7 protein-coding genes are annotated in these 12871 nt (G+C 61.3%); all 7 read left to right on the top strand.

The annotated features are described in order from the left end of the window. Positions 1-247: 247 nt before the first annotated feature. The 7 genes from tagH to LB559_RS06090 all read left to right on the top strand — a co-directional run bounded on the left by tagH (position 248) and on the right by LB559_RS06090 (position 12836). Positions 248-1288, top strand: coding sequence for a type VI secretion system-associated FHA domain protein TagH (tagH, locus tag LB559_RS06120; RefSeq protein WP_224673540.1), 1041 nt, complete (start codon positions 248-250; stop codon positions 1286-1288). Between the two features lie 292 nt (positions 1289-1580). Continuing rightward, the gene (gene tssL, locus LB559_RS06115; protein ID WP_013525288.1) at positions 1581-3077 is read left to right on the top strand and encodes a type VI secretion system protein TssL, long form; all 1497 of its coding nucleotides are present in this window, start codon (positions 1581-1583) and stop codon (positions 3075-3077) included. Between the two features lie 19 nt (positions 3078-3096). Then, positions 3097-6660, top strand: a complete 3564-nt coding sequence (gene tssM, locus LB559_RS06110) for a type VI secretion system membrane subunit TssM (protein ID WP_224673537.1) — start codon at positions 3097-3099, stop codon at positions 6658-6660. A gap of 166 nt (positions 6661-6826) precedes the next feature. Then, positions 6827-7600 (top strand): PP2C family protein-serine/threonine phosphatase, encoded by a 774-nt coding sequence (locus LB559_RS06105; protein WP_013525286.1) that lies wholly within the window; start codon positions 6827-6829, stop codon positions 7598-7600. Positions 7601-7605: 5 nt separating this feature from the next. Continuing rightward, entirely contained in the window at positions 7606-10014 is a 2409-nt protein-coding gene (locus LB559_RS06100) for a serine/threonine-protein kinase (protein ID WP_224673535.1), read from the top strand. Positions 10015-10098: 84 nt separating this feature from the next. Beyond that, entirely contained in the window at positions 10099-10509 is a 411-nt protein-coding gene (locus tag LB559_RS06095) for a DUF1036 domain-containing protein (protein WP_024504491.1), read from the top strand. After that, positions 10506-12836, top strand: coding sequence for a M23 family metallopeptidase (locus LB559_RS06090; protein WP_224673522.1), 2331 nt, complete (start codon positions 10506-10508; stop codon positions 12834-12836). Before LB559_RS06095 ends, LB559_RS06090 begins: the two co-directional genes overlap by 4 nt. Positions 12837-12871 lie beyond the last annotated feature (35 nt).

The following is a 12871-nucleotide window of genomic DNA, read 5'->3' as shown; positions in this document are numbered from 1 at the left end:
CCACATGTTTTCCTGCTGGCCAAAGAGGACATGGGGCGACAGAAACCTAAACCGTGTCGCGGTTGGTCGGATTCACGCGCTGCACCTTCAGGTCTTGTTTCATGCAATGTCGTTTTCTCAAACGGAGGGCACTTTTGGGCGACATGCATTAACCAGCCGGTTCATCGGCTTGAAACGCTTCTGTCCTGTTTTACCCGCAAGCTGCTAGAATGGCGGAGTACCGATCAACGATCGACGGCGATCTCGGATGCACATCAGTCTGGAAATCAACAATGTCGACGCCTTGCCCGCTGGTACCTCGACCTGCTACGCGGCGCGTGATCGCGGCTTCGAAATCGGACGCGATGCTTGCGACTGGACCTTGCCGGATCCCGACAAGTTCATCTCGGGCCGCCACTGCGAGGTTCGCTACGAGGCGGGCGCGTTCTGGCTGCACGACATCTCGCGCAATGGGACTTTCATCAACGGATCGAGCCAGCGCATGACCGGGCCACACCGGCTTGGCCATGGCGACCGGATACTGATCGGCCGTTATGTCATCTTGGTATCGATCGACGAAGAGCGCGCCACGGCGGGCTACCCCAGCTACAAATCCGAGCAGCGAGACATGCCGCCCGCGACAGGCCGACCGCTGGAATTCAAAGATGCACCTTTCTTCGATCCCGCGCAGCAACGGCCCGGGCAGCGCATTCCGCCGCACTCCCCACCCCTGCCTTCGACCAGAGACGAGGTCTTGCGGGAGATCGCGATCGGAGCCGGCATTTCGCCGGAATTGCTTCAATTACGCGACCCGCATGAAGTTGCCGCCGAAATCGGCGCGGTCCTGCGGGTGGTGGTCGAGGAACTGACGTTGCTGCTGAAAGCACGTGCGGCCGCGAAAATGCTGGCCAAGAGCACACAACGAACGATGATCAGCGCCGCCGACAACAATCCGCTGAAGTTCGTTCCAGGAACCGACGAAATCCTCGAAATCATGTTCGCCCGTCGCAGGGCCGGCTATCTTGATGCCAGGCGCAGTATCGAGGACGCATTCCGCGATCTGAAGACGCACGAATTCGCCACCTATGCCGCCATGCAAGCTGCGCTCTCCCGACTGCTTGACGACCTGTCGCCCGAGGCGATCGGCAGGAAACTCCCGCCTACGTCGTTCACATCGAAGAAGGGGCAGGCCTGGGACGCCTATGTCGCGACATGGCGGACCATGGAGGAGGCACATGAAAACGGCATGCTGGACATCTTCCTGGCGTATTTCAGCGAGGCCTACGCCAAAGCCGACAAGCAAAAATAGGCGATCCAGGAAACGCCTGGCAGGGCAATCAGAAAAGTCCTCCGACGCCCGGCATCCGGTTCCAATAAACAATTTCTGAGATTACAATCGCGTACGACAGTTCGCCAAGCGGGTAAGACTCATTGACCTGGGGGTCTGCGGCAATGTCATGCTACGGCGGGACAGGATTTTCTGGCCAATCCTTCTGCGGACACTGCCGCGGCCGACCGGAGCTGCCCCTTTACCCGACCAGAAACCGTCTTGCGCCTGTCTCGCCCAATCGCGGGTGTCCCGCCTGCACGGGTGATCGGCGATGAGCTCGAAGGACGACCCCTTCGGTCCGGCGGGCAAGACCGTCATTCGCGCAAATCCACGGCGCACGCAAAAACCGCCGCCGGTTCCGGAGCAATCCATCGCGGACACCTCCAGGATCGAGGATTCAACCGTGTTCGATCCTGGCGTCGTGCGGCCACCGGGCTGGGTATCAGGAACCGTCATCTATCAAGGCCCGGCCCTGGGTGCCCCAGCAGGTACCAGCTCTTCGGCCGCCGCATCAAAGCCGCCCATCGAGCAGCGCATGCTGCTCGGCGCCGCCGAGGTGGTCAGATACTGCGCGGCAAACACTATTCTCGCTGCGGCCGCTCCTTTGCTGATGCTGTTTGGGCAACTCAGGCTGATGCCTGTCGAAAGACAGGCGGAGCCACTGGCGCAACATGTCGCTGAGGCCATCGAAAAATTCGACCGGACGGTGGAGAAATCGGACGTTGCCGAAGAGGATGCGCGGATTGCGCGTTATGTTCTGTGCGAAACAGCCGACGATCTCATCGGCAACCTGCCTTGGCCTGGGAAAGACGACTGGTCGCAACGCAGCATGTCGTGGCAGTTCTTTCATACCCAGTCCTCCGGCACAGGCTTCTACGAAGCACTGAACAAGATCCTGGCCCATCCCGAGACACATTACGATCTGCTCGAACTGATGCATGTCTGTCTGTCGCTGGGGTTCGAGGGCCAGTATCGCGGCGTGAGGCGCGAAGACAACAATCTCGAGCGCGTTCGACGCGACGTCTACGAGACGCTTCGCTACTTCAGGACGCGTGCGGGTGAAGACATCTCGCCGCGCTGGCAGGGCTTGGCCGAGACGATGGCGCAGTCCTCGGCCCGCCTGCCGCTTTGGGTGGTTGCCGCGTCAGCGTCGGCGCTGCTGGCGGCAGCGTTCTTCGCATTGCGGGTCTTCATCTCCAATGAAGGCGACGCCGCCGCAGGTGAATTGCTGGCACTCAACCCATCAATACCCGTCGCTATCGAGCGCGCCAGCGTGGCGCCGCTGGTCGAGCCAGCCAAAGTCGCCCCACCGGCGGCCAACGCTCAGATCGATCGTATTCGTGCGGCGCTGGCCAAGGACGTCGAAGGCGGCGGACTGGCCATTGGCACCAAGGGCGACTTCATCGTCGTGGAAATCAACAATCTGCTGCTGTTCCAGTCCGGCAGGGCCGAGACGAAGCCGGAATTTCAGCCCATCGCCGCCGACATCGCCGCGGCTCTTGAGCACGAGCCTGGACCGATCCGGATCGTCGGCCACACGGATAATGTCAAACCGCGTCGGTCGAGCGCCTTCAAATCCAACTTCGACCTTTCGCTGGCCCGGGCCAAAGCCGTCGAAGCGCTGATGGCCGCGAAATTCAGCGATCCCTCGCGACTGACGGTGGACGGCAAGGGCGAGGACGAACCGATCGCCGAAAACGCGACGCCGGAAGGCCGCGCCAGGAACCGCCGTGTCGATGTGATGATCCCCAGGGAGGAGACATTGTGACGACCTGCTGGAAGCATCCATGACGCGTTGGCTGCTGCGGATATTCAGCATGACCGCGCTGATCGGCTTCGCGACGGCCATATGGTTTGCCGGCCCCTTGATCCGCTTTGCCGATAGCCGGCCGCTCGGGCCTGCCTGGCTGCGTGCAACGATCATCGGTGTAATCGTGGCGACGCTGGCGCTTTTTCACGGGCTGCGTTTCTGGCAGGGGAGGAAGGCGCAAAAAGCGCTCGAAACCGTCGTTGCGCACAATGATGACCGCGATGATGACGATGGGCGGCTGCTCGAAGCCCGCATGAATGAGGCCTTGGCGGCGCTCAAAGGGTCGAGCGGCAAGCGCAACTTCCTCTACGACGTCCCCTGGTACGTCGTCATAGGCCCGCCGGGTGCCGGCAAGACAACGGCACTGGTCAATTCGGGGCTGAATTTTCCGCTTGCCGGTTCAGGAGACGCCCAACCGGTGGCCGGCATTGGCGGAACACGTGCCTGCGACTGGTGGTTTACCGACCAGGCCGTGTTGATCGACACCGCAGGTCGCTACACGACGCAGGATTCCAATGCTGAGAGCGACAAGAAGAGCTGGCTCTCCTTCCTGTCACTGCTCAAGAAGCACCGCGCCCGGCAACCGATAAACGGCGTCATCCTGGCCATCAGCCTTGCCGATCTGATGAGCTTCGACGACCGGCAGATAGATACCCACGTCGCCGAGATACGCAACCGGCTGAGGGAAATCCACGAGACGCTGAAAGTTCAGTTTCCAGTCTATCTGATTTTCACCAAGGCCGATCTTGTCTCCGGTTTCATGGACTACTTCGGCGGTTTCGACGAGTCACGAAGGCGCAAGGTGTGGGGCGCGACATTCCAGACCGCGGAGCGCGACAGGAACATGGCCGCTGGAGCCCCTGCCGAATTCGATGCGCTGGCAAAACGACTGGCCGACGAGATGGCCGACCGCCTCCAGGAAGAGGCTGATCCCGTCACGCGCATCTCCATCTTCGGTTTTCCGGCACAGTTCGGCGCACTAAAGGGCCGAGTTACCAGCTTTGTCGCCGCTCTGTTCGATCCCGGACGCAGCCAGGTGAATGTCAGCCTGCGTGGATTGTATTTTTCGTCCGGCACGCAAGAGGGCACGCCTATCGATCAGGTGCTGGGCGCGATCGGCCGCAATTTCGGCGGCAATTCCCGCCCTCACCTTTCTGGAACCGGCAAAAGCTTCTTTTTGCATGATCTGCTGACGGACGTCATTTTTGCCGAATCGGGCTGGGTTTCGTATGACAAATCGGCTGCAAGGCGTGCGGCGATCGTCAGATTTGGTGGCCTGGGTGCCATAACGCTGATCGCCGCCGCCGCACTGGGTACGCTCGCCCTGAGCTTTGCTTCCAACCGGTCGCTGATCGCCTCCACAACGCTGGCCATGGGCCAGTATCGCGAGACGGCGGCCCCGTTGCTCAAGGCCAGCACGGTCACCGATGTCGACCTTGAAAACGTCATCGGCCCGCTTGACCAGTTGCGCGATCTGCCGGCGGGGTATGAAACCGGTGACTTGCCGACACCGTTAGAGGAGACGCTCGGCCTCAGCCAGAGGGAGAGACTTCTTTCGGCATCCAAAACAGCCTATCGGCAGGCGCTGGAGCGACTGCTCCGATCGCGCCTGTTGATCCAGGCCGAGCGGACGATCCAGGCCAAGATGGCCGATCCCGTCGCACTCTACGAACCGTTGAAAATCTATCTGATGCTTGGCGGCAAGGCACCGAAGGTCGATGACGCTTTGATCGTTTCGTGGATGAAGCGGGACTGGGAGCAGAACCGATATCCGGGCGAAAACAATCGCGAAGGACGCGAGCAGCTCCAAAAGCACCTGCGCGCCATGCTGGCATTGGACGACGCCTATGATCCGGTCTTCGAACTCAACCAGCCGCTTGTCGAAGCCGCTCAACGTTCACTCGGGCGTATGAGCCTTGCCGATCGCGCTTCGGCCTTGATCAAGTCGGCTATATACGCAGCGGTGCTGGACGATTTTTCACTGTCTCAGAAAGGCGGGCCGGAAGCGCAGCTGCTGTTCGAGCGCATCGATGGCGGCGATCTGTCAGGGCTTCGTATTCCCGGCATCTATACTCATTCCGGCTTCAACACCTTCTATCTCCGGCAACTGTCGCGCATTGCGCAGATGCTTGTCGACGAGCAGTGGGTTCTCGGGGGCGGCGGCGAACAAGGCGATATCAACCAGCAATTGCTCAAGCTCGGCCCCGAACTTCTTGATCGCTACGGCAAGGAGTTCGCGGCCGCGTGGAACGGCGTTCTCGGCCAGTTGAAATTCAAGGCGATGCTGACGGACAAGCCGCACTACATCGCGCTTTCGGCCGCTGCCTCCCCAAGCTCACCGATGAATCAGCTCTTTGCGGCAATCGCCGATGAAACAGCTCTGACGCGGGACTCAGGTGACGGCCCCGATCCCGGCACCGAGATCGAAGGCACGGTCCAGAACCCGCCGCGCAACCCCGCGGATCTGGCCAAGGGCCTGGCCCGCATCGGCATAACAATCGCCAGCGGCAAATCGCAAAGCCGCGCCGGCACCGGGGCCGCCGACGCACGGAACTTCAGTCCAGGAGCAAACATCGAAGCGCAATTCAGACCATTCCAGGCCCTGGTGAACGGCCCTGCCGGACATCGCCCGATCGATGCTCTGACCCAAAACTTCAGCGATATCTATCAGAGCCTGCAACTGGCGGCCGAAGTTCCTTCGCAGACGGAACGCGTCAATTCGAACCTGCAGCTGCAGATAGCCACGCTTCGCGCCAATGTCTCGCGCCTGCCCAAGCAACTCGGCCGGATGGTCAACGCGACGGCGGATGAGTTCGAAGGCAACGTTGCCGAAACCTCGGTGACCAACTTGAATCAGATACTTGACCAGACGGTCACAGCCCCTTGTGAAGCCGCAATCAGCGGCCGTTATCCCTTCGCCCGCGACGCCACCGAGGATGTTGCGATGGCAGATTTCGCCAAATTGTTCGCCCCTGGCGGCTTGCTGGACCGGTTCTTCGCACAAAATCTAGCATCGCTGATCGACATGACCAGCCAGGACTGGACTTGGAAACAGGATGCGCGATTTGGACGCGACCTGTCGAAATCGACCCTGAAAGACTTCCAGCTTGCGGCGGAAATCCGCAGCGCCTTCTTCCCATCGGGCGGTTCGTTGCCTTCGGTCAGCATCACTTTCACACCGTTCTCACTGAATGGCGATGTCGATACGGCGATACTCGACGCCGAAGGCCAGATCGTCTGGAGCAATCAGACGGGCAACGCGCCGAGCGCGGTCACCTGGCCGGGCGAGGCAGCTTCCGCGTCCGCCAGCCTAAGCTTGACGCCGGAGATGCCAGGCCGCGAATCCGCCATCAAGTTCGAAGGGCCCTGGGCGCTGAAACGACTTCTGGACAAGGCTGCCGTCACCGGCGACGACAGCAACATGCAAGCGCGCTTCGTGATCGGCGGACGCGACGTTACTTATGCTCTCCAGACAGGCTCAGGCTCCAACCCCTTCTTCCTCCCGGCCCTGTCCGGATTCAGCTGTCCCAAGGCGTTTTGAACAGGGTTCATCTGCTGAACATGGCGTCGGTCCGCTGACCACGGCGTTCAAAGCCTGGTTTTCCTTAGTTTTCGATACTTTAATGTTCGAGCCTGTGGCAAAGTGGCGCCAGCGAGCGTCCAAAGGTGCGCCGCAGAAGGACGCTTGAAAAGCGCTTGGTGGCAAATTGAATACTGTCGCCCTTTCCGTTGAGAGCTTCGGCGTGAGCCACAAAGGCTGTGTCCGTGAGCTCAATGAAGACAGCTATCTGGTCGAGCCACAAACTGGCGTCTGGGTGGTAGCCGACGGAATGGGTGGACATGACGCCGGAGAGGTCGCTTCCGCCAGTATCGTCGATCATCTGTCAACAATCGGCATTGCGAGCTCAGCTCCCGATCTTCGCGCCCGCTTCGAGGACAGGCTGGGCCGGGCCAATGCCGAGATCCGAGGCATATCTGAATCCCGCGGCATAACCATCGGTTCCACCGTTGCCGCCCTGCTGGCGATGGACGGGCGGTTTGCCTGCCTGTGGGCGGGTGACAGCCGCGTCTATCTTGTCCGCAACGCCTCGATCTCGCAGATCTCGAGAGACCACACCGAAGTTCAGGAGCTCATCGACCGCGGTATCATCAGCGCAGCCGAAGCACGCACGTGGCCGCGCCGCAATGTCATCACGCAAGCGATCGGCGTCAGCGACGAGATTGTCATCGATTTCCAGCAGGGAGAAATCATGCCGGGGGATATTTTTGTGTTGAGCACGGATGGTCTGACGGCGCATGTCACCGACGCCGAGATCGAGGCGGCGACGGTGTCGGCGACACCTCAGGCAGCCTGCGAGAACCTGCTCGACATGGTGCTGGCGCGCGGCGCAACGGATAACGTCACGATCGTCCTCGTAAAGATAGGACACGAGCGCGATGGCCAATTGCCTCCTCCATATCTGCATAGAGCGAAGGCCTGAGGTTGATGGGCTCCGACGACAAGACGCGCATATCGGGGGGCATGGCCAACACCGTCGTAGGCACGCAACTCAGCGGCATCTACGAGCTCGACGAACGCATCGCATTCGGTGGCATGGGCGAGGTTTACCGTGGTCATAATATCCAGACCGGTGACCATGTCGCGATCAAGATCGTCTTGCCCGAGTTCGCCCGTGACCAGACGATCTTGTCGCTGTTTCGCAAGGAGGCATTGATCCTCAATCACCTGTCGCATGACGCGGTCGTGCGCTACCACGTCTTCACGATCGATCCCGGGATCGGCCGTCCCTACCTTGCCATGGAATTCGTCGACGGTGAGTCGCTGTTCGACATCATGCGGCGTGGCGCGATGCCGGCGGCTGATGTGCGCAAGCTCTGCCACCGCCTCGCCTCCGGCCTGAGCGCCGTGCACCAGGCGGGAGCAATACACCGCGACCTCTCGCCCGATAACATCATCTTGCCGGGAGGCCGGGTCGACCGCGCGAAGATCATAGATTTCGGTATCGCCCGGTCGGCGAGTGTCGGCGGTGAGACCCTGATCGGCGGAAAGTTTGCGGGAAAATACAACTATGTTTCACCCGAACAGCTCGGGCTTTACAGCGGCGATGTCAGTGAGCAATCCGATATCTACAGCCTGGGGCTGGTGCTGGTTGCCGCCTTGCGCGGCAAGCCAATCGATATGAGCGGATCGCAATTCGAGGTCATCGAAAAGCGCCGGACCGTGCCTGATCTCACCGACATCGACGATGATTTTCGTGACATCGTTGAACCCATGCTGCAACCGGATCCGCAGGACCGACCGGTTAGCATGGCGGAAATCGCCAGGATGACGCGTGACGAAAACGAGGAGACAACCCCGCCGGCGTCCATCACACCCCGCGATCGGTCGGCTTTGCCGCGAACCTTTGCATCCGGCAGCAAAACCCAGGCACGATCACACAATGTTGAGAGGCACGACGACGCAGCCGCAGCGGGCCCAGGCGGACAGCCCTTCGTAGAGCACGTGCGGCCCGCGCATTTGTTCGAACGGCCGCCTCCGGCGCCGATGCCGCGCGAGGCCACGGCGCGTTTGCCTGGAAGGTCCACAAAGACCCGAACCCTGGCGATCGCTGGCTTGGCGATGCTGGCTGTGGCCTCCGGCGCGGGCCTTTACCTGGGCGGCTTCATGACGCCTGCCACACCGACTGCCGGCAAGACATCGCTTTTGCCACCGGAGCCGTCCAAGCTCCCGCCCGGCCTGTCAAAGCCGCCCCTGGCGGACTCTGCCGCCCCTGAGCCGGCAAAGGCAGTTTCGCCCGTGCAGGCCAGCGGACAGGCGGCTGAAAATCCGGCAGATACGTTGGGGGTTCAAAAGCCGGAGCCTACCAAGCCCGCCGAAGTCCCCTCGCAGAACGACGTCGTCGCGAAGTCACCCGCAACGGACGCCAGGCCGCCACCCGAAAAGGCATCGCCGCCAATCCAGCCGGATACGATGACCAGCGACAGTCAAACGTTGGCCGCTTCCAGTGAGACAACCGCCCCGACGCCGCCGGTAGAGAAAGCCTCGACGCTGCCGCCCGCTGAGCCCAAGGTTGACGAGAGCCAAAAGCCCGAACCGCAGGCCAGCAAGCCGGCGGCACCCGCAACGCGGGAGCCCAATCCCACTGCGGCCCCGCCGGCTGTCGCGAACGCCGAGAGCCCTGCCTTGCCGACAAGCAACCAGCCGGACCAACCTGCTGTCGCGTTGAACGTGCCCAAACCGGAGATTCCCCCGGCCGTCGACGACATCGCCCAACGGGTGTCATGGGTTCGCGACTTCGGCGGCGGCGACTGTTTCTATGCGACGATGACCTCAGCAACCGACAAGGCTGCCGCGATCGAAGGCTTTGGAACGTCGGTCCAGCCATTCGAAGGCATGCTGGCCGAGTTCCAGGCCAAATTCCATGTCGAGCCGGACATCAGCGTCCGGCTCATTGAACCAAGCCAATGCGAAGTCACCAATTTTCTGCGCTTTATCGGGCAGACCGCATCAGACAAGCCGCAGCTTGTTCTCGATCGGACATCGGTGCCAAACGGTACGCCGATCAGCGGAACGCTGGTGACGCGTGGCGGGCTCAGGTCCAGCGTGCTGTTGATCGACCATAAAGGCATGGTGTTCAATCTCGACGACCGCATCGTCGTAGAACCCGGCAAGGCTACTTTCAGCATCCCGATTGGTCTCGGGGCCGCCGACAAAGCCGCCGGAAAGGCGGTGCCGCAGATCATAATGGTGATCACGGGCCCTCAGGACATCCAGGCAGCCGCGTTCTCCACGCCCATGCCAGCCTCGGTGCTGCTCCCCAAGATTCTCGAAGAAATCGAGACCGACGGGTCTCAATTCTCGGCCACCGCCCAGTATTTCCGGCTCGGCGGATAGCATGGGCGCTCGATGCAACTCAGCCGCTCTGACCCGCCGATAAGGCAGTTTGATCCGGTTCGGGCCCCTGCCCTGCGTGGCAGCATGAGGCTTGCGGTCATGGGGGGGGCGGCCCTGTTGGCCGTGCTGTCATCCAGCGAAGCGCGCGCCGAGTTCACGGTCTGCAATCAGACTCTGGATGTCGTCAATCTCGCCGTCGGCCAGAAGGTCGACAATGCGGACCAGACCGATGGCTGGTGGACCATCGGCGCCAATCAATGCGTAAACGTCATTCGTGAGGAACTGACGAACCGCTACATCTACATCTACGCAACGGACGTGTTTGGTCATGCGATCCTCACAGGATCGACCGAAATGTGCATTGAGCGGCGACGTTTTTCGATACGCGGCATCGACGAGTGCTGGCAGCGCGGCCATATCGCGGCACAATTTCTTGAAGTCGATACCCTCGAACAGGCGCGGTGGACTTTCTTCCTTACGGGAAGCAATCCGTGACGCACGGTATCGACACGAGCTTCAGGCAGAAAAAGCAGGCGCGCGCGGCCCTTCGCAGGCGCACGCTTCGGCGCAGGCTTGTTGCCGGTCTCGCGGCGGCTGTGCTGCTCTCTATCGCCGCCGGTTTCTACCTCACCGCCGAGTATTGGTCGTTCGGAGACGAAGACGAGGAGTTGCATGCGGTCGAAGGGGCGGACGATATGCCGGCGGACGCATCCGTGTATGTGCCAGCCATTATCGATCTGGCGGGGGACCCGATGTGGATCACGCTGGCGCCCGATGCCAGCGCCGCAACCAAAGGCCGGACAATGCCGCGCCCGGCGGAACTCAACCAGGCCGGCGTTTCTCCACAGATCGAAATCCTGTCTGACGTCATGCTTAGCGCGAGCGAAAAATTCATGACAACGATACCGTCGACGCAAGAGGATTTTGCATTCTTCCAGGCGCAACGAAAGACTGCTGCCCCACCATCCGGTGATCTGCAGAATGATCTTGAGCCATCGCCGATAGAGGGGGAACCAGCCGCAGCGCCCGACCAAAGGGCGGACGCCGATGATCCCGAAGCCGGCTGGGGCGAGACCATCGATGCGGGCGATGCAGCCCTTCCCGCATTCCAGAAGACGCAGATCGAAAACAACACGAGTGTCGCAACCGTCTCGAATGAGTATCAGCGGTTCGAGGCGACCGAAGACACGTTCGTGAAAATCCTCAACGACCGCTCTTTGGACAGCGTCGCGCTCGATGCGCATTTCTCCGCAGAGGACGCCAAGCTGGCAGGGCAAGCGCTGAAGGCGCTTTTCAACCGCGACGGCCTGGAACCGGGCTATGTCATCGCCATGCGTGGTTTCAGGCCGAGGCGCGAGACGACGACCATGTCGCTGATGCAGGTGTCCATCTACGCCAAGAACGTCTTTGTCGGCACGCTGACACGCAATGCGGTGGGCGCATTCGTATCGGGTGTCGATCCCTGGGTCCGTGAAGATCTGTTCAACTATTCGGGCGCACAGGGGGAAGGCACGCACAAGCGGCAGTATCGCCTGCTCGACGCGATCTACTCGACGGCGGCTCGCAACAGTGTTCCAACCGGCGTGATCGGCGAAGCGATCATGTACCTATCGCGAGGGCAGGATCTGGACGCCTTCGCCAGCGAGGACCAGCGCCTTGTGCTGATCTACTCGCAAACGCCGCGCGGCAAGGGCGAGACTGACGGGCGTGTGCTGTATGTCGGCGTGCAGGGCACCGAAAAGAGCCTCGACTGTTTCGTCTTCCAGCTGAGCGAGGGCCAGTTTGCGTGCGTTACCGGTGACGATCAGGTCCGCTCGCTGACGGTCACCAACGGCATGGTCACGCCCGTCAACGGGGTGATGACATCCACCTTCGGGCCACGCAAGCATCCAATTCTCGGCACCGTTCGCATCCACAAGGGCGTCGACTGGGCGGCTCCCGTTGGCACGCCGATCGCAGCCGCCTTCGATGGTGACATCACCTTCCAGGGCGATGGCGGCAGCTATGGCAATCTGGTGAAGATCTCGCACCCAAACGGGCGCGAGACGCGCTATGCGCATATGCTGAGATTTGCAATCGGGACCGGTGTCGGAACCAGGGTGAAAGCCGGCGATGTGATCGGCTATATCGGCACCACCGGCCTTTCGACCGGGCCCCACCTGCATTTCGAACTCTACCAGAATGGCGCAGCGATCGACCCACTCGGCACGGTCACCGCGGTCGCTTCCGACGATTCCGCGGTCGAGACGCTCACCGACCGTATCGTTCATGTCGAAAGCGGCGGCAGCGCTCGCGCCAAGAACCCAAATTCCTCAGCAACCGGTGCAGGGCAATTCATAAGCAAGACCTGGATCAGGATGATGAACACCTACCGCCCGGAACTTGCGCGCACGCTGTCGACAGCCGACCTGCTCGCACTGCGCTACGACGCCACGATCTCGCGTGAGATGGTTCGCAACCTGGCTCGCGAAGGCGAGGCCTATCTTCGGGAGCGTGGTCACCAGATTACGGCGGGCAGACTCTATCTCTGTCATTTCCTGGGAATGGAAGGCGCGCACCAGGTGCTGTCGGCCACAGGTTCGGCGCAACTGAGCGCCGTGCTGGGTTCGGCCGTCATCCAGGCCAACCCGTTTCTCACCGGCAAGACCGCCAGCTACGTCGTGGACTGGGCCGAAAGGAAAATGGGCCAGAAGCTGGGCCGCATGGCCACTGGCGCCGCCCAGCAGACAACGACCACGGAGGTCCGCCAGACGTCACCGGAGTTTGAAAAATACAAGCAGGCCGTCACCGCCGTCATAAGCTCAATTCAGAATACGCCTTGAACCACGCTCGCGCTGCTCTATCAGATGCTCACCCC

Origin of the sequence: Mesorhizobium sp. BR1-1-3, from assembly GCF_020165455.1 — a bacterium.
Classification (GTDB): Bacteria; Pseudomonadota; Alphaproteobacteria; order Rhizobiales; family Rhizobiaceae; genus Mesorhizobium; species Mesorhizobium ciceri.
The sequence above is the reverse complement of the archived record's forward strand: the minus strand, read 5'-3'. Positions and strand labels throughout refer to the sequence as shown.